At 54.9% G+C, this 24,046-nt stretch carries 16 protein-coding genes and 1 pseudogene; 11 read left to right on the top strand and 6 right to left on the bottom strand.

Annotated features, from left to right (window positions below):
- Nucleotides 1-792: an inositol monophosphatase family protein gene (locus tag AC2FLO_RS17155; RefSeq protein ID WP_496754428.1), complete on the bottom strand. Its 792-nt coding sequence runs from the start codon at nt 790-792 to the stop codon at nt 1-3.
- A gap of 93 nt (nt 793-885) precedes the next feature.
- Complete coding sequence (locus tag AC2FLO_RS17150) at nt 886-2,934, bottom strand: dockerin type I domain-containing protein (protein ID WP_496754426.1); 2,049 nt, start codon at nt 2,932-2,934, stop codon at nt 886-888.
- A gap of 228 nt (nt 2,935-3,162) precedes the next feature.
- On the opposite strand from AC2FLO_RS17150, the gene AC2FLO_RS17145 reads away from it, so the two are divergent.
- Genes AC2FLO_RS17145 through AC2FLO_RS17125 form a run of 5 tightly spaced genes read left to right on the top strand, consistent with a single transcriptional unit; the run spans nt 3,163 to nt 12,650 of the window.
- Nucleotides 3,163-6,993 (top strand): beta strand repeat-containing protein, encoded by a 3,831-nt coding sequence (locus AC2FLO_RS17145; RefSeq protein ID WP_496754424.1) that lies wholly within the window; start codon nt 3,163-3,165, stop codon nt 6,991-6,993.
- A 46-nt stretch (nt 6,994-7,039) separates the two neighbouring features.
- Nucleotides 7,040-7,879, top strand: coding sequence for a SapC family protein (locus AC2FLO_RS17140; protein ID WP_480588680.1), 840 nt, complete (start codon nt 7,040-7,042; stop codon nt 7,877-7,879).
- The gene (locus AC2FLO_RS17135; RefSeq protein WP_496754423.1) at nt 7,869-9,212 is read left to right on the top strand and encodes a TolC family protein; all 1,344 of its coding nucleotides are present in this window, start codon (nt 7,869-7,871) and stop codon (nt 9,210-9,212) included. The genes AC2FLO_RS17140 and AC2FLO_RS17135 overlap by 11 nt, the downstream gene beginning before the upstream one ends.
- On the top strand, nt 9,209-11,356 hold the full coding sequence (locus tag AC2FLO_RS17130; protein ID WP_496754421.1) for a type I secretion system permease/ATPase: 2,148 nt from the start codon (nt 9,209-9,211) through the stop codon (nt 11,354-11,356). The genes AC2FLO_RS17135 and AC2FLO_RS17130 overlap by 4 nt, the downstream gene beginning before the upstream one ends.
- Nucleotides 11,340-12,650: an HlyD family type I secretion periplasmic adaptor subunit gene (locus tag AC2FLO_RS17125; RefSeq protein WP_496754419.1), complete on the top strand. Its 1,311-nt coding sequence runs from the start codon at nt 11,340-11,342 to the stop codon at nt 12,648-12,650. Before AC2FLO_RS17130 ends, AC2FLO_RS17125 begins: the two co-directional genes overlap by 17 nt.
- Before the next feature lie 115 nt (nt 12,651-12,765).
- Here the strand turns inward: AC2FLO_RS17125 and AC2FLO_RS17120 are convergent, their stop codons facing one another.
- From AC2FLO_RS17120 to AC2FLO_RS17110, 3 genes are all read right to left on the bottom strand, one after another.
- Nucleotides 12,766-13,467, bottom strand: coding sequence for a response regulator transcription factor (locus tag AC2FLO_RS17120; protein WP_480483716.1), 702 nt, complete (start codon nt 13,465-13,467; stop codon nt 12,766-12,768).
- The gene (locus tag AC2FLO_RS17115; RefSeq protein ID WP_496754447.1) at nt 13,467-15,362 is read right to left on the bottom strand and encodes a PAS-domain containing protein; all 1,896 of its coding nucleotides are present in this window, start codon (nt 15,360-15,362) and stop codon (nt 13,467-13,469) included. Before AC2FLO_RS17115 ends, AC2FLO_RS17120 begins: the two co-directional genes overlap by 1 nt.
- Before the next feature lie 201 nt (nt 15,363-15,563).
- On the bottom strand, nt 15,564-17,102 hold the full coding sequence (locus AC2FLO_RS17110; protein ID WP_496754417.1) for an alkaline phosphatase family protein: 1,539 nt from the start codon (nt 17,100-17,102) through the stop codon (nt 15,564-15,566).
- Nucleotides 17,103-17,359: 257 nt separating this feature from the next.
- Between AC2FLO_RS17110 and AC2FLO_RS17105 the strand changes: the two genes are divergently transcribed.
- From AC2FLO_RS17105 to AC2FLO_RS17090, 4 genes are read left to right on the top strand one after another with little or no spacing between them, the layout of a single operon-like run.
- Nucleotides 17,360-18,484, top strand: a complete 1,125-nt coding sequence (locus AC2FLO_RS17105) for an ABC transporter permease (protein WP_496811728.1) — start codon at nt 17,360-17,362, stop codon at nt 18,482-18,484.
- Nucleotide 18,485: 1 nt separating this feature from the next.
- Nucleotides 18,486-19,301, top strand: a complete 816-nt coding sequence (locus AC2FLO_RS17100) for an ABC transporter ATP-binding protein (protein WP_496754413.1) — start codon at nt 18,486-18,488, stop codon at nt 19,299-19,301.
- Between the two features lie 5 nt (nt 19,302-19,306).
- A complete protein-coding gene (locus AC2FLO_RS17095) occupies nt 19,307-20,623 on the top strand; it encodes an MlaD family protein (protein WP_496754412.1) in 1,317 nt (438 codons plus the stop codon).
- A complete protein-coding gene (locus AC2FLO_RS17090) occupies nt 20,620-21,276 on the top strand; it encodes an ABC-type transport auxiliary lipoprotein family protein (protein WP_480588671.1) in 657 nt (218 codons plus the stop codon). Before AC2FLO_RS17095 ends, AC2FLO_RS17090 begins: the two co-directional genes overlap by 4 nt.
- 85 nt (nt 21,277-21,361) lie before the next feature.
- Here AC2FLO_RS17090 and AC2FLO_RS17085 read toward each other — a convergent pair.
- Nucleotides 21,362-22,464 (bottom strand): annotated as a pseudogene (locus AC2FLO_RS17085) (glutamate synthase-related protein).
- A gap of 728 nt (nt 22,465-23,192) precedes the next feature.
- On the opposite strand from AC2FLO_RS17085, the gene AC2FLO_RS17080 reads away from it, so the two are divergent.
- Both AC2FLO_RS17080 and crcB read left to right on the top strand, forming a co-directional pair.
- Entirely contained in the window at nt 23,193-23,561 is a 369-nt protein-coding gene (locus AC2FLO_RS17080; RefSeq protein ID WP_480588669.1) for a fluoride efflux transporter FluC, read from the top strand.
- Nucleotides 23,558-23,920, top strand: coding sequence for a fluoride efflux transporter CrcB (gene crcB / locus AC2FLO_RS17075; protein WP_496754410.1), 363 nt, complete (start codon nt 23,558-23,560; stop codon nt 23,918-23,920). The genes AC2FLO_RS17080 and crcB overlap by 4 nt, the downstream gene beginning before the upstream one ends.
- Nucleotides 23,921-24,046: the final 126 nt, after the last annotated feature.

The following is a 24,046-nucleotide window of genomic DNA, read 5'->3' as shown; positions in this document are numbered from 1 at the left end:
TTAAACGCCCCAAGCGTTCTCTGCGATTTCCAGCAAGCTTTCAAATACATCTGGCGTTCCTACGATCACGCGCCCACCGTCGCGGATCATCGCGTCGGCGTCTTGATCTTCGACGACACCGCCCGCTTCCTCGACCAGCAGTTGTCCGGCCAGACAATCCCAGGCGTTCATGTGTTCTTCCACATAACCCAGAAGTCGCCCGGCTGCGACATAGGCCAATGACAATGCCCCGCTGGCGTTTCTGTGAAACATGGAACCGCGCTCGATCAGTTCTGCGACCACCGGCACGACGTGGCGAGTTTCCATCCGGTTCGAATAGCCCACAGAAACCGTCCCATCCCGAAGAGCAACCCCAGAGGCCACGTGTATCGGTGAACCGTTCAGTGTCGCGCCCTCTCCGCGTGTTGCCACAAAGGTTTCATCCATATTAGGATCCCGGATCACACCCACCGCAGTGCGCCCTTCGGTGACACCGGCCAGAACAATCGTCCATACAGGTAAGCCATTGACGAAATTCGTAGTTCCATCAATTGGATCAATCACCCAGTCAAAACCGCTATTGCCTGTGGCAGCGCCGTGTTCTTCGCCAAATATCCCATCCTGCGGCCAAGCATCCATGATCTTTTGGCGAATGAAGGCTTCGACGTTTTTGTCCGCCTCGCTCACCCAGTCCTGAGCACCTTTTTGATCGATGACCAGATTACTCCTGTCCAAGAAGTATTTCTCGGCTATCACCCCAGCTTCTTCACAGACCGCGATGGCAAAATCTCTGCGTTCCGAAAGACGATTCATGGCCTGTCCTTTTGTGTTTGTGTATCTAAGGCCAACATTGCGGTCCAAGCGGAAGCCTTGCAATGACTGAATTGCAGCACCGTTCATTTCAATTCATGCCGCCTCGAGGTTGCCGAGCAAAATGGACGTCATATCGACGGTTATCACCCCGTCTATGGCTACAACATCCATTCCAGTCTGATAATCAACGTTGCTTTTTGTAACTCCCGACAAGTCCGCATCTGAATCCAAGAAGACCCATTGAGGTTCATGCGCAGTGGTTTGCCCAACAGCCACCTGCAAAATCGCCAGTGCATCCACGGCATTGATGGTTCCATCTTGATTGATATCCGCCGCGATCAGGTTTTCCGCATCGGCAGGCCCCCATGTCGGATCGAGGCCAACCGAAATGCGTAACACTTGCAAAGCATCCATCGCGTCGATCTCTTTGCTCGCCGTTGAATAATGTTTGACGATGTCCAGTCTTCCGGGGAACGTGCCATCCGGAAGGTCTAAGTCAAATTGCCCCTGATCGTCAGCCGTGACAGATACCGTACCACCGCCGATCGGAGTGAATCTAATCTCCGCATCCGACAATCCGGGATTTACAGATCGGCTGTCCACTGTGATTGGCCCAAGCACACCATCCGAACTGTCCGGCGTCAAACCGCCGAAATCACCGAATTCAACCGGAATGTGATCGGGGCCTTCAAACCCGACCCCGAAAATATCGGTACTGGTCAGCGTTCCGCCCGAAGCGGACTGAACCTGCACCACCTCGCCCCGATACTCTATCCGCGCCCCTTGAGTGGTGCTGGTGAATGTCAACTGCTGAGGGGACCGCAACAGCAAGTAGTCGAACATGTCCAGACGGTCCACACCCGGCTGAAAATCCGTGATCGTGGTCAGACCGCTGCCCGACTGCATCACGAAAATGTCGGCCCCTGCCCCACCTGACATGGTCGTAGCACCTGTTCCGGCTATCAGTATGTCGTCGCCATCGCCACCCATCAGAGTGGTATCCAGAATACTGCCGCTCAGCATGTCGTCTGAGGCCGTCCCCGATACTGTTCCAAACCCTTTGTTCACGACCCCAAGATCATCGACAGGAACCGAAATGACAGTGACTCCAGCGTCTTGTTGCGACGTAACCAGAATCTGCAACTCATTGCCGACGTGAGCAAGGCTCAGCGATTCGACATTCTGCAATCCACTACTCAAAGTGTCGGCGAAACTGTCCAGATAGACCAACTGGCCTTCCGGTGTCAGCGTGAACAATGTAAGCCCATCGTCGCCGCCACCCGCCACGACGAATACGCGCCCGTTGATGTCCACGACTTCAACGTCCTGCACGGATTCAAAGCGGGTCGTGTGCGAATCCAGAATATGGTCTGTGGCGCTCAGGCTGCCGTCAGCTTTCAATTGAATCACACTGAGCGAGTTGCTGCCTGCGCCCGCCACGATCACCCAGGGCTTGCCGTAGGCATCAATCGTTTCGACGGCTGTCGGAGTCGAGATTCCAAGGGTTCCCATAGCCGAACTGTTGTCAATCTCGGTCAACTGACCGGAAAGGCTGTCGATCCGATAAGTTGAGACTGTATTGCTGGCCGCATCACTTGAGATCAGGAAATGGTCTGTTCCTGCGCGCAGCGTCTGTATCGCGTCTCCAGAGCCAGCAACAAGACCAGCAAGGCTCAGCGTTCCATCTGGATTAACAAGATATGTCCCGATTTGACCCGTTTCTTCATGAGCCATTGCTAGAACATCCATGGGTCCGATCGACACTTGAACAATCGCCGAGATATCTCCTCCTCCTGCCAGAGATCCGGTTTCCGAAAGGCTGTCCAGGGTGCCATCCACGTTCAGGTCATATCCGACCAACCCGACCGCCATATTCACATCCAGTACAAGTTGTTCGGATCCCGCCAGCGTTATCGGTGTGCCACTGCAACCAACGTGAAACGTGATTGTGCCGCTGTAATATTCCGTGTCGACCAATTGAGGCAACGCGCCCTCGACCAGCCTCCAGACCGCGACGCCGCCGCCCGGTCCGGTGACGGTATAAAGATAGGTGGTTCCGTTAAACGTTTTTAAAGCCGTATCGCCGATACCTGAATCGAGCGCCGCGCTCCCCGTTGCCACCACACCTTCGAATTGAAGCATCACAGCTAAACCTCCATCGCCACCCCTGGCCTTGACCAAAAGATGACCTGATGCACGGACCGAAACAAAAGCGGAATTGTGGTGAAAACGAGAAGTTCGGTTTCAGATTAACTCAATTTTTCACTTTCGATCGCAACAGTAACCAGTGGGAAAGACAGATGAGCCTGCCGTTATTAGCGCGACCTGTCTTCCATTTCGGTGATCGCGGAAACCACATGTGAGGGTAAGATGACCAAAGCACCAGAGTTCAACAACCGTCCGGCGGCTGAACCTTCGGAAACGGACCGCAAGCAACACATTCGCCAGTGGATCGATGGAAAACTTGGCCGCTGGGCAGGGCGCGGCGCGGCCGGCGGGTTGATTTCAACTTTGATGGCCTTGCCCGCGTTATCACAAGCCACAATCGAAGAACTGTATGCTTTTCAGTTCGCGGAAACCATTCCAGGTGTTCGCTCGGTCAAGTTGATGAAGAATGGCGATGTTCTTCTAAAAATGGCCGATGGCCGGACAATGATCGTGGCGGCTGAAAACGTCCAGATCCTGGACAGCGGTGCCATCATGATCGCTGAGAACGCGGTTCAGGAGATTGCCCAGTTCAGCGCTGTGGAAGCAGATGTTTCCGCGGGTGCGTCGGCAGGCGGCATCAGTGGTGCCGGCGCGGCGTTGGGCGGATTGGGCCTGGCAGGGGCGGCTGCGGCCGCAGGAGGTGGCGGCGGTGGCGGTGAAGACAGCCCCGTCGTATCCGAACCCACCCCGACTTACACAAGCCTCAACCTCGCCGAGTTGCAATCCACTGCGCTGAACAACGTTAGCACCAACGCCATCGCTCCCGAAGGGACTGCGACCATCGAAGTCACAATAGGGTCACTGGTGAAAACCGTGACACCCAACCCCGATGGCAGCTGGAGCATCTCTCTGACAGCAGCCGAAGCCAGCGCGCTTCCACAGGGTGTGTCGACGGTGACCATCAGGAACCTGGATGGGTCGGGGGCCGAGCTGTCGACACAATCCGTTCAGTTTGACATCGATACTGTCCCGCCAAGCCTGTCGATCACCGGGTTTTCTGACGGGCCGGTACTCAACCTGGCAGAGCAGGCCACCGATCTGACGGTCACCGGTGTAACTGATGCTGAAGACGGGCAAATCGTAACGGTTTCACTGAACGGGCAAAGCTATTCCGGTACGGTTTCCGGAGGACAGTGGAGCGTAACCGTCCCGGCGGCTGACCTTAGCGCCTTTACTGACGGCGCAATCGTAAATGTAACGGCAGACGTGACTGACGCGGCTGGAAACCCGGCCGCACAAGTCAGCGGAAGCTTTGATACGGATTTCACCGCGCCAAGTGTTTCTCTGGATCCTGTTGCGGGTGGATCAATTGACCTGATTGATGTGGTTGGTGACTTAACCTTAACGGGTTCCACCACGGCCGAGGACGGGCAAACCATCATCGTTACGTTCGACGGGCAGGTGTACACCGGCACTGCGACAGGCGGAAACTGGACTGTCACGATCCCCAATTCTGACCTCAGCGGTCTGTCCACCGGAACACCTGCTGCAATTGTTGTGGCGGTCGAGGATATCGCAGGCAACCCGGCCGTGCCGATTCTTGTTACTGTACCAGTGGACCTGACCGGCCCCTCAATTTCGATATCTCCGCTTTCCGTCGGCGCAGTTCTCAACGCCGCTGAAGCCGCGGCAAGCTTGGCTATAAGCGGGACAACCGCCAATGTCGAAGATGGCCAGCAAGTCACCGTCACACTGGATGGTCAAACATATACCTCGACAGTGACGGGCGGAACATGGACTGTAACTGTCCCAGCCGGTGATCTGGCATCTTTGGCCGACGGAGGCAGCTTTCAGATCACTGCAGATGTCAGCGACGCAAACGGGCTGACAGCCCCTCAGGCTGATGTGACACTTTCGAAAGACGTCACAGGATCGACCCTCAGCATCGACACGTTCTCGACCGGCGCATTCATGAATGCTGCCGAACAAGCGGTGGACCTGACAATATCGGGCGCAACGTCGGCCGAAGATGGCCAAGTCGTGACCGTCACTTTGAACGGTCAATTTTACACTGCTACAGCCACCGGAGGGTCTTGGAGCACAGTTGTCCCCGCTGCCGACCTTGCGGCCCTCTCTGATGCTGCCACCGTGGCGGTAACGGCGGATGTCTCCGACGCCGCAGGAAATCCGGCGTCACAGGCCAGCAACAGTTTCACGACCGATTTCACACCCCCTACCCTGGGAATAACCAGTATTTCTGCCGGCACTGTCATGAACGCTGCTGAACAAGGCACCGACCTGATTGTCTCGGGAACCTCTGACGCTCAGGATGGAACGGTCATTACTGTGGAGATCGCGCGCGCAGACGGAACTGTAGATGTAAGCGGTACAGCAACGGTAACCGGTGGTATCTGGACCTATACCGCAACAGTTGCCGAACTTTCAGGCCTCCAGGACGCAAGTACTTATAATGTCACGGCTTCTGTTTCAGACACTGCAGGGAATGGCAACCAAATCTCGACGAGTTTCACAACCGATTTTACAGCGCCAGCAATCACGATCGACAGTTTGCCGGTTGGCTCCGTATTGGATGTAATGGAACAAGCTACAGACCTGACAATTTCAGGCACGACGACCTCGGAAGATGGCCAAATAGTCACTGTCACGTTTGGCGGGCAAACCTATACAGGTGTTGCATCGGGTGGAACCTGGGCGATAACTGTGCCAGGCAGCGACCTGGGTGCGCTTTCAGATGGAACAAACTACACCATCACCGCAACAGTTGACGATGTCGCTGGCAACAGCGCAGTAGCGGCAAGCAGTTCGGTAACAACGGACTTTCGGCCAGTTCTGATGCTGGACGATGTCGGCGTGAACAACGCAGTGGCCCTTGCTGATGCCAAGGCGTCAGGCATTACTGTCAGCGGTTCCTCTGCCGGGCTTTCAAACGGCCAGACTGTGGATGTCTTGCTGAACGGTAGTTCCGTCGGTAGCGCGACGGTAACCGCGGACGGATCCTGGACACTGGCTGTTGCGTCGTCAGATTTCGCCGCCATAGAAGCTGGGGATGCCCTGACTATATCAGCCCAGGCAACCGTTGCAGGGGGACCAGATCCCTTACCTGTATCGGATCAGGTGGTTGCTCATGAACCAGCTGCCTACGTGATCTCTGAAGTCGGGCGCAGTGGGTCAACCGTAACGTTTGCCATTTATGCCGATGCAAATCGTGACATCTCTGGTGGCCTGGCTTTTACAGCGGAGCTTGAGTTTGACTCATCTGTCGCCACTTTCGACATCGGGTCTGACTCGGAAAACAGCGCGTTCGATTTGTTTCTGGCAAACCCAGGCACAGGTGACATCATCAACTTCGCTGGGGCGGCGACTGTTTTTTCCGATTTGTCTCAACCTATTGTCACCTTCACGATGACAGTACAGGATGCTGCTCAACCCATTGAGTTAACGATCAAAACACCTGAAGGTGGCCCTGTTGCAGTTCAGTTTGGCACCAATGGCAATGACATCCTCACCGCAGCAAACACGGACACAATCATTCGTGGCGGTGGCGGAGATGACAGCATTGACGTCATCGAAGCCGGGCGGGACGTCGTTGTCTTTGAAGCCGACCCGAACAACAATGGCGTAGACAGCATAACCGGTTTCACAATTGGGCCCGCAGCAGATGTAACCGACGCTCTGATGTTCAGCGGACTGAATATCGCTACGCTCCGAGGTGATGGCACGAGTTTTGAGCTTCTTACTGTCGGTGACGCATTGGGCACAGACACTGGATTTGTAGGCCTCGATACCGTTCTTGCAGACCTCAATGCCGTTACACTCGAAACGGCTATAGAGAGCCTTTCCGGAGCAATTGCAGGTGACGCGCTCTATGTGATGGCAACGGACGGAACGGACAGTGTCCTGATCAAAGCTGATTTCGTGACACCTGGCGATGCCAACGTCGAAACCCTCGCAACTTTCCATGGCCTAGCCGATCTCAGCAGTTTGACTGCCGACAACATCATACACACCGACCCAACCGGTGCGACGGCCTGACCCAGCTCAGGAACAAATTGGCGTTCATCAGAAACACGAGGCAGTTATGGCACAGAATGGCTTAACCCCGGTCACACGATCACAACATGGTCATCGGTTCTGGAAACGTTACACGTCGTTCGAATTCGCGCGCGATATGGTCGACTGCCCGGTGGCTGAGGCAGAGATCCTACAGGCAGCAGCCAATTTTCCGATCGCGTTCCGGAAATTCGAACGGGGATTTTACCCCGTGGCAATCTTATCGATGACACCAGACAAACCGACGCCATACGTGTCAGCAAAAGGGGAATGGCGCGCAAGCTATGTTCCCTCGGCACTACGGTGTGTGCCATTTCAATCCCGACCACCTGAGCTTCAGGACAAAACCGGAGAGGGGGAGTTTGACTTGCTTGTCAACGAAAGTCTGGACCTGGTTACCGACAACCCCGACGATGAGCCATTCTTTGACCGAACCGGAGCGCTGGGGGCTGAACTGCGAAATGTCCAGGCGTTCTTTCGCACTCTTACAGCATCACTGGAGAACACATATCAGTTGTGCCGTACGATAGGCGGCATGGGGCTTTTTTCTCCACTCGCCTGCGCACAAATGGACGAATGCCTCGACGGTTACTTTGATGTCAAGCTGGTTGCCTTGCGGCAAGTTCCTTCAGCGCATCTGTCATTGCTCGCCATGAACGGAGGCCTGCGCCTCATACATGCCCACCAAGTTTCCTTGACCCATTGCGCGTGGCTTTTGCCGGCTCAAAAGCGCGTCGAGCAATTGGAGAAAAAGTCGTCGACCGGCGTTAGCTCGGATGCTTCAGAATTTATGGAGGCGCTGGCAGCCGCCCAACGAAAGGAAAGCTTGCTTGACCATCGGTGGCAGGAGGGTCAGTATGCCATTTAGTAAGTATTCGCAGTATTTTGTCGCGCTCAGTCTGCTTCTGGTTTCGGTTTCCGCCTGCACAAGTCCACCCGATTTGACGCCTGTGACGATGTCCTTCGCAGCCCAAACAGCCGGTGCTGGGGCAACTAAACCATCAAAAACACTCAGTCACAGCACCTTCGGGCAACGGGTAAAAAAGGCGGTTGAGAACAACCCAAATCTGGCGCAAGTCAAATCCAGAATGGGAATCGCGAAAGCCAAACAAGACGCGGCTGAAGGCGCTTTTCTCCCGGAGATTTCGCTGGGGCTAAACGCGCGATCTGAAAGGATTGCATCAGATATTGCGGATGTATCGCCGTATCTGAGGGTCTCACAATTGGTCTATGACGGCGGGGCGGCTTCAGGGGATCTGACCGCTGCGCGGGCACGTGTCTTGGAAAGCAGAGGCGATCAGATTCAAACGGCCTCATCCACTGCTCTCGCAGCAATCGAGACCTATGTACTTGTCCTCGATCAACGAAAGATTCAAAGCATCGCAGCACAGAATGTTTTGACCCATGAAGAGCTTGTTCGCCAGATAACCGACCGAACAGAAAACGGCGTCGGTTCAAGTGCCGACGTCCTGGCAGCCCGGTCACGCATGTCCGATGCGCGCACAAAGCTGGCTGATGCGTATGCGCGCACAGACCGCGCCGAAGCGCGATTCCGCGAAGTATTTGGGGATGAACCTGGCACTCTTTCTGCACCAGTTCCGGCACCTGGGCTGGAAAGAAGTGACATGCAGATCATAATGAACAGTCCTCAGGTTCGGCGGTCCGATGCAAGCCTTCTGGCCGCCAAGGCGGAATGGTCCGCAGCGCAAGCGCGCCGCAGCCCTGATGTCAGGGTCGCCGCATTCGCAAACCAGGATAACAATCGTGACGCGAATTTTGGAGTAGATCTTTCTTTCAATTACGAGCTGGACAGCACCGGCCAACGCCGCGCCGCAATAGCAGCGGCGGAATCGTTGGTCAAAGAGACAGAGTTTGCGCGCGAGCAGCTTATCCGAGAAATTACGCGAGAATTGGGTTTTATCCGTTCGGATCAAAAAGCGGGTGCCGATCGGTTACGCGAAGCCCGGATTGCCGTAGAGGCTAACGCGGAAAGTGTCGCTGCATCCCGTGAACAATTTTCAATCGGCCGCCGTAGCCTCATTGAAATTCTGGATGCTCAGCGCGACTACGTAAATGCTCAGGAACGTTTGATCCTTGCGGAACAGAGCTACTTTCTGACCAATTATGCAGCCCTAAGCCTGACCGGAGACATACTCGACCTGCTCGGGGTTTCATTGGGCGACTGGGGCACTACACAATGAACGCATCCCACCCTGCCACCGATGCCTCGTTACTTACACCGTTTGAAGCCTGTCTGTTGAATATCTCGTCGGCACTTGAACGGCCATTGAGTCTCGCGGCGCTGCACGCGGCGCAAACTGGCGCAGATGGGGATTTGACAGTACGGGACATTCTCGCCCTCGCGCCAAAGGCGGGCATGCAGGCGGGGTATGGGGCAATGCGCCTTTCCGACTTGGATGACAATCTGACACCCACCCTGTTGCTGTTGGCAGAGGGTAAAGCCGTTGTCTTTCACGGACGAACGCAAGCTGGCGCCTTTTTGGTCTTCGACCCAGAGCTTGGCGAAGGTATCGGTGAAGTTTCCGAAGACATGCTGGCAGCCAGTCACACCGGTTACGCAATCCTGTTCCGTCGCCATCACGACGGTGAAACATTGGACGGGCCCGGTTCACATGGCGGTCACTGGTTCTGGAACGCCCTGTCCGCCAGCCGGTGGTCATACGTTCAAGTCGCACTCGCTGCGGCGCTGGCAAACCTCCTTGGTTTGTCTACGTCCGTTTTCATCATGGTGGTCTATGACCGGGTATTGCCCAACGAAGCAACAGAGTCTCTGATCGCTTTGACCCTGGGTGTGGCGTTGGCACTGTGTTTTGACTTTGCCCTCAAGTTGCTGCGGGCGGGATTTATCGACAAGGCTGGGCAGAAAGCCGACTTGTTGATGGGCCGGCGCATTTTCGACCAGTTGCTGAACATCCAGATGAAATCGCGCACTGGGTCTACCGGTGCCATGACCAGCACCATTCGCGAGTTTGAAACTCTGCGAGAATTCTTTACATCCGCGACGCTGGTGGCCGTTGTTGACCTGCCTTTCATCGGGTTGTTCATCCTGGTGATCTATCTGGTTGGGGGACAACTGGCTTTGATCCCTGCACTGGCCGTACCGGTGGTGCTCCTGACAGGTTTGGCGGTGCAGCCAGTTTTATCAAGGATGGCGGAACGAAGCTTGTCCGATGGACAGTCCAAGCAATCAGTTCTGGTTGAGGCTGTCTCGGGACTTGAAACCATTAAAACAACGGCAGCAGGCAGAAAAATGCGCGCACGATGGGAACAGGCCATCGAACAGCAGTCAGCGCATGGTGCACGAAGCCGAACCGTCACGCAATTTGCCCTGAACCTGACCGGATTCACCCAACAGGCCGCACAAGTGCTTGTCGTATTTCTTGGTGTTTTTCTGATCACAAACGGGCAAGCCAGCATGGGTGCGCTGGTGGCTTCGGTAATGTTGACTGGTCGGGCGTTGGCCCCTCTGGGTCAACTGGCGCAGACTTTGACCCGCATAAATCAGGCCAGGTGCGCCTATCGCAACCTCAATGCGCTAATGCATGCAGAAAGCGAACGCCCGGAGGGGCGCACATGGCTGACCCGATCTGATTTCAAAGGGGCAATTGCCTTCAATAACGTGCACTTCTCGTATTCTGACCAAAGCGAAGATACCCTGCATGGTGTCTCATTCACAATCAAGCCTGGCGAGAAAGTCGCAATTCTCGGTCAAATCGGATGCGGAAAAAGCACGATTGCGCGCCTGCTATTGGGGCTTTACACGCCGCGAGTGGGCTCGGTCATGATTGATGGATTAGACATACGTCAGATCGACCCGGGTGACTTGCGACGCAATATCGGATCCGTTCTGCAGGATGTCTGGCTTTTTTCGGGGTCTGTCAGGGACAATATCGCAAGTGGCGCAGTCCGGCCCAGAGATTGCGACATCGTCGAAGCCGGCCGTATTGCCGGTGTCGAAGAATTCGTGAACAGCCATCCTTCGGGCTATGACCTTCAACTCGCTGAACGCGGTGAGGGGCTTTCCGGTGGGCAACGGCAGGCAATCGCCCTGGCACGGGCACTTGTCGGGCGACCTCCGGTTTTGCTTTTTGATGAGCCAACCAGTGCGATGGACGTCAAAACCGAAGCCCAACTGGTTCAACGCCTGAGTGCGTCAACCTCCGGGTCAACCCTGGTCATTGTAACGCACAGAACCAGTCTGCTGGAGCTTGTGGACAGGGTTATCGTTCTGGAAAATGGAAAAATCGTAGCTGATGGACCCAAGAGCCTGCTGACGCAGCACATGCGTCAGAAAGGGAGGCACCTGAATGTCGCAGCATCCTGATCTGGCGAAGTTGGCGCGCGAAATGCAGGGGCGGTCCCCCGTTCGTGGTTCATTGCTCTTGCTGTTGATCCTGTCGTGTATTGTCTCGGGCGGGTTGTGGGCGCATTTGACCGAATTGGATGACGTAACGCGGGTCGATGGACGGATCGTGCCTTCGGGAGACATACAGGTGATCGACGCCGCCGAGCCTGGCGTGCTGCGGTCGCTTCATGTGCGCGAAGGCCAGTTGGTCGACAAAGGGGCATTGTTGATGGAATTGGACGCCACACAAATCGACAGCCAACTTAGCCAGGAACAACAGCGCGCTTTCGGGCTGCAAGCCCGTGCACAACGTCTGCAGGCAGAAATTGATGGAACACAATTGAATTTCGGTGCTCAGCTGATCGAAGGTGCGCCCAGTGTCGTGCGTTCGGAAACTGCATTGTATCAGGGTCGGCAAGCAGAGCTGGCAGCAGAAATCGCCATATTGGAACGTCAGCGTGAGCAAAAGCAGCGAGAACACGAAGAAGGTTTAGTGGATCAGGTAACAGCAGAAGAAACTTTAAAGGTGCTTGGGGAGGAGCGTGCAATCATAGCCCCGCTTGTTGAGCGGCAAATGGAACCGGCAACGACATTGCTGGCGTTACGGCGCAGCGAAGCCGAGTGGCGCGGCCGCAAAGTCCGTGCCGAAGCCGTGACCAGCAGGTTGCAAACCGGTTTAAATGAAATAGATGATCGGATTCAAGCTGCTCACAGCCGATTTCGAAGTGCGGCGCTTACTGAATTGGCCTTTGCAACTGCGGAACTGGCGACCTTGCAACCCGCCTTGCCTGCCTTACGCGACCGCGCTGCACGAGCGCAGGTTCGCTCTCCGGTTCGCGGTATCGTCAACCGCATCCACCGAACCACCATTGGAGGTTTGGCGCGGAGTGGCGAAGATCTTGTCGAGATTGTTCCCCTGGACGACACACTATTGGTCGAAGCTTACGTAAAGCCCGAAGATATTGCATTCTTGCGTGCTGGACAGCCCGTAAAGGTAAAGATCACGGCTTATGATTTTGCGCGATACGGGGCGCTGGATGGTGAAATCGTACGGATTGGCGCCGATACCGTCACACGATCAGAGCGGAACGACGAAGAGGTGTTCGTTGTGGAAATTCGCACGAGCAACACCATGCTCGATGGAAATGGTGTCGCAGTGGAAATCATACCCGGCATGATCGCAGAGGTTGACATTTTGTCAGGTCGAAAATCCGTACTGGAGTATCTACTGGAACCTGTCGTGAAGATAAAAGATCAAGCTTTGCGTGAGTGAGCGCAAAGACCAAAATATTTGTTCTTGCGACGCGTACTGTGTTTTCTATCTACACTGCCTGACGCAGAGGGGATCGAAAGAAATTCAGGTTCACACTCTGGCCAACAGAGCGTCGCTATTTCCAGTCGACATCCCCTAAAAAAATATACCCAGCACCGTAAATCGTTTTGATCAGGCGCGGATTCTTTGGGTCTTCACCAAGTTTCGTACGCAACCTGGAGATTCTGACATCCATAGCACGATCAAAGCTGTCGCCCGCTGCACCGCCCAAGGATTCCTGCATCTGTCCCCTGCTGATCAGCCGCTTGGGGCTTTCCAGAAACAAACGCAGAACCTCGCCTTCTGCATGGCTGAAAGGTGTTTCAGCCCCTGACCCGTCTTCCAGAACATACCGATCAAAATGCGCAATCCAGCCGTTGAATTCCGCCCTGTCCGATTGTGATGTCCGACCGCGCGGCGCGCGCAACCTGGCCCGTACCCGGGCTACGACCTCGGTGGGGTCAAACGGCTTGGTAATATAGTCATCTGCGCCAAGCTCCAGTCCTGTCACACGGTCCTGAACCTGCGCCCGGCCGGAAATAATGATCACTGCTGCACCCTGTTCCAGCGCCAAGCGATGAACAAGCGCCAGCCCGTCGGTATCTGGTAAGGACAGGTCCACAAGGCAGACATCAGGGGTTACTCGATTAAGGGATGCTTCAAACTCTCTGGCACGGGAAAAACTCTGCGTTCTGAAACCGGCATCCTCCAGCGCATCCGTCAGAATGCGCCGAATTTCGGGTTCGTCGTCGAGAATGGTCACCATTGGTTGCGACATCAGGCGGCCTCGGCTTGGATGAGAGCGGACAATTGGGCCTGTGAGAACGGTTTACGCAAAACAGGTGCCAAAGCAAGGGCCCGTTGATGCAGCGGATCTGAATTTGGCAGAGATGTCATAAGGATAAGCGGCAACCCCGGTTTCAACTGTTCAAGGATATCCAAGCCTGTACCGTTTCCTTCCAAACGGATATCGGACAAGACCAGCGAAATGTCCTTCACACTTGATATCAAGGCCAGTGCTTCATCAACTGAATTTGCTTCAATGACAGTAAAGCCCAAATCCACCAGCATGTCCCGAAACTGCCCGCGCAGGTCTTCGCTGTCTTCAACCAACAGTACCAATCCGTCCTGCGCCGGAGGAGCGGGCCGAAAAGGCAAACGCATGACAACCGAGGCCCCAGATGGCGTATTTCTTAGATTCAGATCGCCACCAGCAAGCTTGACCGTATCATAAACCATCGGCAGCCCCAGACCCGAACCGTCGCTCCCTTTTGTTGTGAAAAACGGGTTCAGCGCCTTTTCAAGCGCCTCGGGTGAAAACCCCGGCCCAGTGTCGGAAACCGTGACTTCGATCCAGATCTCACCAATGGCATGTGCACTGATTGTGATCTGGCCCGTGCTCCCGCAGGCATCCCTGGCATTCAGAACCAAATTTAAAAGCGCATCCTGAACCATACCCGGATCAAGCATCAATGTCTGTTTTGGCAAGGTGTTTACGACGGACAGGCCCACACCGCGAGGCAGCGAGGGCGTCGCCAGAATCCTCAGGTCTTCCAACAATCCCCCGATGTCAGTGGCCTGCGGTTGCGGCGTTCGGTTTCCAGTCATGTCGGCGATCCGGTTCAGCAGTTGCCCGCCCCGGCGTGCCGTTTGTTGAGTTGCGGCCACAAGTTCCTGCGCGCCATCCGGCAATTCCATCTTGTCGAGGCGGGACTGCATCCCAAGGATGATAGTGAGCAGATTGGAGAAGTCATGGGCAAGCCCGCTGGTCATCTGGGCTGCCATCGCCCGGCGGCGGGTTTGCTGTAATGCAACGCGTGCCTGTGTCTCTTCGGTGATGTCCACCGACATCACGTACACACCCCCTGCCCCATCTGGCGTAAACGAAACACGAATACGGCGGGAATCCTGATCTTCAGTGAACTCGAAAACCGACGGCTCTCCGCTATAGGCCTTAAGCAAATGGGCCTGAACCCGTTCAAAGGCGGCCGCACCCAGCGCTTCAGAAATGTGAAGCCCCAGAATATCGGACGGACGCCCGGGCATGACGGCGCTCAGGCGGCGGTTCGAGTAATCGTAACGGCCGTCGCTGTCCAAATGCGCGATATGAGCCGGCATCATCTCAGTCACCATACGAGTACGCGCTTCGATTTCGGTCAGTTCCCGCTTGGCCTCTTCAAGCGCCGCGATCGTGGCCGCAAGTTTGCGGTTGGTTGCGGACAGTTCTTCCGCGTGGCTCAGCAACTGTTCCGACAGTTCCTCTGACCGCGCCCGCAACAGGTTTTCCGCCCGCCGCGTGCCGGTAATATCCGTGTAGACCGCGACCCACCCACCTTGGGGCAGCGGCGCGCCTTCAATTGAAACAACCTGCCCATTGGGGCGCACGCGCTCCATGTAGTGGGGCTCAAACGCCAAGGCTTGCTGGACACGCAGATTGACCATTTCCTCGACACTTTCATCGTCGCCATACTCACCGCGGCTGGCAAGAAAGTGGATCGTGTCGCTAAACAGAGCGCCCCTTTGAACCAGCTCATCCGGCAAACCGAACATTTCCTGGAAGCGGCGATTGCTGAGCACCAGTTGCAACTTGTTGTCATAAATGGAAAGCGCCTGACCGATCAGGTTTAGCCCCGCGGTCGTCATCGCCTTGATACGCTTTTCCGTTATGTCCAACTTCGTTTTCTCCACGGCTCATGCCTAGCATCAGAAATCATGCACGGGTAGTGGAATTGAGGGGAGGCGTTTCGGACTCTGCCTTCGTTCAAGTGCTTTTGCCAATCTGCGAATGCGCAAAGAGAAATACGTCGACACACCTGCCCGTGACCGAGTGCCCGGTATAGTCAGAATAGATGAACGTTGACAAAAAACCGCGTTCTAAGATGTGTATCTGGGGCGGGATTTTGCACCCTCAGATGTGATCGAATGCAAGGACAATGTGTGGTCCATATTTTTCATCCGGTGGCGCAACATCTGTCGGCTTAACCGTGCGAGGTCCGTTGCAAAATCTGGATTCTCCGCGACGTTCTCGAATTCGCCCTTACTTTGGTGGTCGAACAGGATCGGGGGCAGGTCGGCAGCGAACTCGACCAGTGTGAACCGTTCATCCCGCAATATTCCCAAACACGAGTCGCTGTTACCGGTCCCCAAGTCTTGCTGCCACAGCGTCGGGTTTTCAGGTTCTGAAAAATCAAGTTCACTGAAAGAATAGTCGCGCCAATCGTCTGGGATATTACCCCGCAACAATGGCAACAAGGACCGACCATCCATAGCGTTCGGAACAGCCTGTCCAATCCAGTCCAGTATGGTCGGAGTGACATCCACGGACTCGGTTGGAACGGTGATCTTGCTTCCCGCTACAGCTTCGTTCCCGGGTAAACGGATCATCAGAGGTGTGTGATACGCTGCGTCGTAGACCGTCATTTTGCCCCAGCTGTGTCGATCCCCCAGCATTTCACCATGATCGGCGGTGATAACCAGCAATGTATCGTCGTATTGCCCGCTGTCCTTCAGGTACTGGACAACACGACCGATGTGGTGATCAACCTCGGTCGCCAGACCCAGATATATAGCACGCAAGGTGCGAATGTTTTCGTCCGTAGGTTCAACGTCATCGAAACCGTGAACGAATTTTTTCGCGCTAAAGGTATCCAGCTTTGGTCCAAAGAACGGGTGCACTGCTTTTTCTGCTGCTGCGCTCGGCAAGCAGTGCGGCAGAGGGATATCCGCCGGGTCATACATGTCATTGTATGGGGCCGGTGCGACCAAGGGCGGATGCGGGCGGATATAGGTCAAATGGGCGAACCAACCGTTTCCACGATGCGGCGCGATCCTATCAAGAAAGGCATCTGTCAGAAAAGCTGTATCGCTGTCTTCCGCCCGATACAGCGCGGGATCATTCAGCCGCGGGTGTCCACCGTCGGGCGAAACGGGCTTGTAGACATCCCAGTACTTTTCGAACTGGTACCCCTTTTTCATCAGATGCGCTTGCCAAGGATATGATTCTTCAAGGCGCATTTCGACAACTTCAACAAACCCGGTCATCGACTGTTCGTAAGACTTGAGGTCAGGGTCATTGGGATCATGGACGCGCGGATCGGCGGAGGTATCAGTGTACCCAAACAACATTGGCAAGTAACCAGCTTTGCGCATCTCCGTGGCGATGTTTGGGGTATCGTGCCGTAACGGCGTTCCGTTTCTTACCGACCGATGATTCATCGCATATTGGCCGGTCAGAATCGATGCGCGCGAGGGACCACAGGGATTGGTGACCGAAAAATGGCGGGTAAAGGTCACGGCCTCATCCATAAAAGCCCGCAAATTCTGAAGGTTCACATGGCCTGCCAAGGCCCCGGACAGGCAATCCGCTCTGAGTTGGTCGATGATGACAAACAAGACGTTCTTGGTCTGATGCATACCGACTTCTCCGATTCCGCGCCGTAATAACCAACGCGGAATGTGTATTGCTTCCCGCCACAGCGCAACCAATTTGTCGGTCAGGCAAAGGCGTGTTATCCCGACAAAGTTGCTGTGCGACAACCTCTGGCATGCACCTGTTCAGCATAGCTCCAATGCGACGGTCGGCGTGACGTCAAGGCCATCCAGCGCGGCAAAAAGAAGTCCAATGGCACAAAGCCATTGCGGTCATTGAATGTTTCAATTCACATGACCTCATGACGCAACCTTCGATAACCTCAGAACACGATTCCAGCGGTACTCGTGTACGCATATCCGGAGAGCTGCTCACGCAATCACTGCAAACCGTTGAACAGGGTTTTGCCTCTGTCCGCGCAACAGGAGAAAGGGTCGTTCTGGATTTGTCCGAGGTCGAAGCCTTGGATACAGGCGGTGCCTGGCTGATCGCGAACCTTGGCAAACGCTTTACGTCGCAAGGTGCAACACTTGAATTTCAAGGGGTGAAACCGGCACATGCCACTCTGATAGATACTGTAACCCGTAGCATACCCGACGAACCCGGTGAGCTTGATAAACCGCGAAGTCTGTTAGATTTGATCGCACAAATGGGTCACATCACTGTAGGTGCCTGGCGGGATACGCTTTCCATCCTCGAATTTCTGGGTCTGACACTGCATCGGCTGTTTCGTACCATTGTCATGCCATGGCGACTTCGCAAGGCAGTGCTGGTCACACACATGGAAGAGACCGGGTTCAAGGCACTGCCAATCGTGGCCCTTATGGGGTTTCTGATCGGTGTCGTACTAGCATTTCAGGGCGCGACCCAACTGAAGCAATTTGGAGCTGAGATATTCGTAGTCGAGCTGATCTCGATCTCGGTTCTGCGTGAATTGGGCATATTGCTGACGGCTATAATCGTTGCCGGGCGCTCGGGTTCTGCATTCACCGCATCTATCGGCTCGATGAAAGTGCAGGAAGAAATTGACGCAATGCGAACGCTGGGTCTGGACCCGATCGAAGTTCTGGTCATTCCGCGCGTTTTGGCGTTGTTGATCATGCTACCCATATTGGGTTTTGTCGCCGATATGGCAGGCCTGTTTGGCGGCGCCTTGATGAGCTGGATCGACCTGGGTGTAAGCCCCGGAATGTTTCTTACCCGTTTGAAGGAAAACACCGACGTCTGGCAATTGGCAGTCGGTCTTATCAAAGCTCCGTTCTTTGCGCTCGTCATCGGCGTTATCGCCTGCTGGCAGGCAATGCAGGTCAAAGGGTCCGCCCAAAGTGTCGGTCAACGTACGACAGCATCAGTTGTTCAATCCATTTTCATGGTGATCGCAATCGACGCTTTGTTTTCGATCTTCTTCTCAGAGATCGGGATATGACATGACCGGGGATACACCACAGCTATCAGCTGCCGCGACTAAAGGTCGTGAGGCTGTCATTCGTGTACGCGGGCTGCGAACTCAGTTCGGTACGCAGGTGGTACATGAAGACCTGAATCTTGACGTCTGGCGAGGCGAAGTTTTGGGAATCGTCGGCGGGTCAGGCACCGGTAAATCCGTATTGCTCAGAACTATCGTAGGGCTGAACAAACCCGCAGCCGGAGAAATCGAAGTTCTGGGCGTCGATGTTCTGAATGGTCCAGAGGATGATCGCCGCAGAATCGAACGCCACTGGGGCGTTGCCTTTCAGGACGGGGCACTGTTTTCGTCACTGACCGTGCTGCAAAACGTTATGGCACCGTTGCGGGAACATACAGGTCTCAGCGAGAAGCTGATGGAGTCTCTGGGTGCATTGAAGATCAGCCTCGTGGGTCTGCCGCAGCTGAGTTGCGGCAAGTTTCCGTCAGAACTGTCGGGTGGCATGCGCAAACGCGCCGCGCTAGCACGAGCGCTTGCCCTTGACCCCGAGATCGTTTTTCTGGACGAACCAACCGCAGGATTGGACCCGATTGGCGCAGCCGCGTATGATGAACTGATCGGCGAGTTGCAGCAGGCACTTGGGTTGACTGTTTTCATGGTCACCCATGATCTGGACAGTCTTTACGCGATCTGCGACCGCGTCGCGGTGCTTGCAGAAAAGCGCGTGTTGGTTGAAGGTCCGATTGAGGACATGACCAAGGTCGATCATCCTTGGGTACAGGAATACTTCACAGGCCCCCGCGCCCGCGCGGCGCAGCAGAAGGGGCAAAACAGGTAAAAGCAATGGAAACCCGGGCGAACTATATTCTGATCGGCGCGTTTACCCTTGCGGGGTTGCTGGGCGCATTCGGCTTTTTCCTGTGGCTCGCCAAATTTGAGATCACGCGCCAATACGCTTATTACGATGTACTATTTGACAATGTCGCAGGTCTGTCGGCAGCCGGCGGCGTGAACTTCAACGGCCTGCCGGTCGGGCAAGTCGTTTCCTTGCAACTGGATGAAAATGATCCGTCAAAGGTTCGGGTGCGGATCGAAGTGGACGCAGACATTCCGATAACCAATGAGACAATCGCGCAGCTTCAGTCCCTTGGCGTGACCGGTGTTGGCTATGTTGAACTGACCGGCGGATCGGCTAACGCTGAACGATTGCCACAAAAGAGTGTTATCAAGAGCAAACGCAGCGCAATTCAATCCCTGTTCGAAGGCGCGCCAAAAGTTCTGGATGAAGCCGTGACACTTTTGGAGAACCTGAACAAAGTCGTCGATGATAAAAACCGGGAAGCTGTGAGCGGTATTCTGGACAATCTTGCTTCGGCCACAGGTAAACTGGACAAGACACTGACAAGTTTTGAATCCGTCGCAAGTGACATCGGCAGCGCTGCGCAGGATATTGGCGCGTTTTCAAAGCGGCTGGACCCGCTGATTGAAACTGCGCAAACAACGCTCAAGACCGGCACGGAAACATTGGAAGCCGTCAAAACGGCATCCGGGTCTGCCAAGACGGCGCTGGACGAAGCAAAAACAACCCTTCAGACGGCGGACCGCATTTTGCAGCAGGACGTGAAGCCTTTCATCGAGCGAGGTTCGCAACTGGCTGAACGATTGACCGTTTTGTCTGATGAAGGCAGCATCACCCTAGGAATTGTGAACGAAACCGTGATGAACGCCAACACGACGCTTGGCTCGATTACTACGGCCATGGAGTCCGCCAAGGGGGCGCTGGCTTCGGCAGAATCCGCTTTTGACTCTGCAAATCGCGTCATGGAGGAAGACGTGGCACCTGTTGCGGAAGATGTCCGGAAGGCGGCCAATCAGGTGACCGAAACCGTCGCAGGCATAACGAAAAAGATCGACCAGATCTCGGACGACGTCCTGAGCGCGTCAAATTCCGCGTCCGAATTGCTGGGAACCATCGACGGCATTGTTCAGAGCAACCGCCGACAAGTGTCAGACTTCCTGCGGGTCGGGTTGCCTCAGTTTGTTCGTTTCATCGAAGAATCCCAGCGTCTTGTTATCAGTCTGGATCGCCTCGTAGACAAAGTTGAACGCGATCCGGCACGTTTCCTTCTGGGCACCCAAGCATCGGAGTTCCGTCAATGATCAAGCCTGCACTTGCAATGTTGATGGTCGCGTTGTTTGGCGGCTGCGCTGGTCTGGGCACGTTGCAACAAGCGGCGAAACCGAATGATTTGTATCTGCTGACCCCAAAAAGCACGTTTTCCTCGGCGCTGCCCAGGATTGAAAAGCAGATCGTCGTTCAGGAACCCACGGCAACTGCCGCAGTGAACACGGACCAGATAGCCATTCAGCCTACCTCGTTGCAGGTTCAATATTTGCCCCGCGCCCGCTGGGTGGATCGCGCGCCCTTGATCGTTCAAACCTTGTTGGTTGAAAGCTTTGAGAACTCGGGCAAAGTCGCAGCTGTTGGACGCTCAACCGTTGGCCTGCGGGCCGATTATGTAATAGCCCCGGACCTTAGAGAATTTCAGGGGGTCGTGATCGAAGATACCGCGAACGGAACCAAAATTCGCGTCGAAGTTCGTATTAACATTAAGGTGATCGACGAATACGAAGATAAAATCGTTGCATCCAGCTCGTTCCAGGAAAACGTCGTGGCGGCAAGCGATCAGACGCCGGATCTGATCAACGCGTTTGACCTGGCGTTGGGGCGCGCGATGAGAGATTCTGTTGAATGGAGCATTCGCAAGATCAATACCCACGTGGCAAACAACCCGCGATCCATTCCCAGATAACGAAAGTTGCATAAGACGGAGGAAAAAGCGGGCAATTACGGCCGCGCTTTCACATGACCAATCATCGCGCTACCTAATGTGGTTTTCAGAATTGTGCGGCCGAAGCTCGGTTCCAATCATCTGCAAATTCTTCGGGAATGTCGTCCTTTAACAAGGCACCGTTTTCCAGATAAATATAAAGCTCGGCATAGGTACGCTCATGCTCGTCCGCAGTTCGGCGCAGGATATCACGGGGATGTAACTCGGACGCTTTTTCCTTGCCCATCGCGCCCAAAAGCTCGCGGAAACTTTCCAGTGTGGCATCGTGATAGCGATGAACACGCCGGCGTTTCTGCGGCACATTCACGGCGCGCCCGCGGATGGGATCTTGTGTAGCCACCCCTGACGGACAACGGTTTGTGTTGCAATGCAATGCCTGGATGCAACCCACCGCAAACATCATCGCGCGCGCAGAGTTGCACATGTCGGCACCAAGCGCCAACTTCTCGACCATGTCATAACCGGTCGCCACTTTTCCGGAACAGATGATCCGAATCTTGTCACGCACTCCGACACCGCGCAAACAGTTGCTGACAAAGATCAAGGCTTCGTTCAGGGGCATACCCAACCGGTGGTAAATTCCACCGGGGCTGCGCCCGTGCCCCCTTCTGCCCCGTCAATTGTGATGAAATCCGGCAAGATACCCGTTTCAAGCATTGCTTTACAGATCGCCATGAATTCGGACGGCCTGCCGATGCACAGCTTGAACCCGACAGGTTTGCCGCCGGACATTTCTCGCAGGTGCTGGACAAAATGCATCAAACCTGTGGGCCCATCGAAGGCACTATGGGTGGGCGGAGAAATCACATCCTGATGTTCGGGCACTCCCCGTATCTCGGCAATCTCGGCATCGACTTTGGCAGCAGGTAGAACACCGCCATGGGCGGGCTTTGCACCTTGTGACAGCTTGATCTCAATAGCCTTGACCACGTCCCTTCCTGCCTTTTCGGCAAACTTGTCCTTGTCAAATCCACCAGCAGGGGTCCGGCACCCGAAGTAACCCGTCCCGATCTGCCAGATGATGTCCCCGCCTTCGGCCAGATGATGCGGTGACAGCCCACCCTCTCCGGTGTTATGCGCGAACCCCCCATCCTTGGCTCCTCCGTTCAGCGCGCGGATGGCATTGGCGCTGAGCGCGCCAAAGCTCATGGCAGACACATTAAGGCGTGAGGCGCTGTATGGTTGCGTACATTGCGGACCCCCCAGCATTATGCGTTCTTCACTTTTGTCTACATGTTTGGGGGCTAGTGAGTGGTTGGCGCGATGATACCCGGTTTCCGTAATGTCGTATTGTGTGCCGAACGCTTGTGTGTCCACCTGCCCCTTGGCCCGAGAATAAACCAGCCCTCGGACAATCCTGTTGAACGGACGTCCACTTTCGTTGGTTTCCACGAAATATTGGCGAATTTCCGGGCTTACAAATTCCAGCATGTACCGGAAATGCCCAAGAACCGGGTAATTGTTCAGGACGTTATGCTTGGTCGTCAGAACATCATAAAGACCGATGATCGCGTACGGCACCAAAATGATCAGAAGCCAAAGCGCATGAGACCAGAAGAACCCAAGGATCAGAACTAACGGCAGACAGACACAGCTCAGAAAAAAGAAAATTCTGCGTACAATCATGTTCCATACTCCTTGTGTTATTATCGGGCTGATGAGCCATGCTGTCAGAACTCAACGTGAAACAGATTGAAATTTTATTTCAAGTGCCCGCGGAAAAATGTCTGCTGAGGGACGCAAACGTGAAATCATGTTACGAACCGCCCAACTGTTGAACCCGGTGCAACCGGCGGATAAATCACGCTTAACGGACGACAAAGGGCCGATCCTTGGCAAACACACAATCCCACCTCTGGCGTGACCGAAAAAGCGTGATGTTTCTGTCCGTCTTCGCAGGCGGTGCGCTTGGGTCGTTGTTGCGTGAGGCGTTTGCACTAGAGATCCCAGGCCTAAGCTTTCTCACCTCGACTTTTGGCATCAACGTAGTCGCCTGTTTTGTTCTGGGCTGGCTATATTCCGTGCGCCATAAGGTGCACGCGCATGTTCTGCATCTTGGCGCCGTCGGGTTTTGCGGTGGATTGTCGACCTTTTCGTCTTTTGTCGCAGATCTTGAACGAATAGCCGACGGCGGCCTATGGGTAACGTCCCTGGCAATCGGGCTGGAAGTTTCATTTGGCCTTGCTGCCGCGCTGTTTGGTGAAAGACTTGGACGGCATTTTCATTCCGAAAAGACGCCGTCATGAGCGAAGTGTACCTTCATTCCATGTTCGCGTTGGGCGGAGGTCTGGGGGCCGTGATGCGCCATTGGCTGGCGCTGAGGATTCGGCACGACTTGCCACTAGCAACCTTGCTCGTAAATGTGTTGGGTAGCTTGCTGCTGGGGATCTGGGTTGGGTTTTTAGGAGGTCCAGTAGACATTCCCGAGGACCAAAAACGCCTTGTTTTCGGGTTTTGCGGTGGTTTTACAACCTTCTCCAGCTTTGCCTACCAATCGCTCGAACTTCACCGCGAGCGCACATTGCTTTTGGCAGCAGGCAATATTCTGATCAGCCTTGCTCTGTGCTGGTTTTCTTTCTGGCTTGGCCTGTTGCTAACGCGTTGAAGCGTATAAAGCTGGGCAACAAGTTTGAACGCTGACCTGCTTTTCTTTCCGGCCAATGTTGGGTCCCAAGCCACGCCAATAGTTCGACAAATAAAGAGTTTGAAAAGACTTATCGCAGTAAGCTGA

This window comes from Ruegeria sp. TASC047, assembly GCF_059612445.1.
This window is presented reverse-complemented; position numbering and strand designations above follow the sequence as displayed.

Excerpts from the sequence above, each read along its gene's own strand:
- AC2FLO_RS17155 (WP_496754428.1), bottom strand. The coding sequence starts at position 792 with ATGAATCGTCTTTCGGAACGCAGAGATTTTGCCATCGCGGTCTGTGAA.
- AC2FLO_RS17150 (WP_496754426.1), bottom strand. The coding sequence starts at position 2,934 with ATGCTTCAATTCGAAGGTGTGGTGGCAACGGGGAGCGCGGCGCTCGAT.
- AC2FLO_RS17145 (WP_496754424.1), top strand. The coding sequence starts at position 3,163 with ATGACCAAAGCACCAGAGTTCAACAACCGTCCGGCGGCTGAACCTTCG.
- AC2FLO_RS17140 (WP_480588680.1), top strand. The coding sequence starts at position 7,040 with ATGGCACAGAATGGCTTAACCCCGGTCACACGATCACAACATGGTCAT.
- AC2FLO_RS17135 (WP_496754423.1), top strand. The coding sequence starts at position 7,869 with ATGCCATTTAGTAAGTATTCGCAGTATTTTGTCGCGCTCAGTCTGCTT.
- AC2FLO_RS17130 (WP_496754421.1), top strand. The coding sequence starts at position 9,209 with ATGAACGCATCCCACCCTGCCACCGATGCCTCGTTACTTACACCGTTT.
- AC2FLO_RS17125 (WP_496754419.1), top strand. The coding sequence starts at position 11,340 with ATGTCGCAGCATCCTGATCTGGCGAAGTTGGCGCGCGAAATGCAGGGG.
- AC2FLO_RS17120 (WP_480483716.1), bottom strand. The coding sequence starts at position 13,467 with ATGTCGCAACCAATGGTGACCATTCTCGACGACGAACCCGAAATTCGG.
- AC2FLO_RS17110 (WP_496754417.1), bottom strand. The coding sequence starts at position 17,102 with ATGCATCAGACCAAGAACGTCTTGTTTGTCATCATCGACCAACTCAGA.
- AC2FLO_RS17105 (WP_496811728.1), top strand. The coding sequence starts at position 17,360 with ATGACGCAACCTTCGATAACCTCAGAACACGATTCCAGCGGTACTCGT.
- AC2FLO_RS17100 (WP_496754413.1), top strand. The coding sequence starts at position 18,486 with ATGACCGGGGATACACCACAGCTATCAGCTGCCGCGACTAAAGGTCGT.
- AC2FLO_RS17095 (WP_496754412.1), top strand. The coding sequence starts at position 19,307 with ATGGAAACCCGGGCGAACTATATTCTGATCGGCGCGTTTACCCTTGCG.
- AC2FLO_RS17090 (WP_480588671.1), top strand. The coding sequence starts at position 20,620 with ATGATCAAGCCTGCACTTGCAATGTTGATGGTCGCGTTGTTTGGCGGC.
- AC2FLO_RS17080 (WP_480588669.1), top strand. The coding sequence starts at position 23,193 with ATGTTTCTGTCCGTCTTCGCAGGCGGTGCGCTTGGGTCGTTGTTGCGT.
- crcB (WP_496754410.1), top strand. The coding sequence starts at position 23,558 with ATGAGCGAAGTGTACCTTCATTCCATGTTCGCGTTGGGCGGAGGTCTG.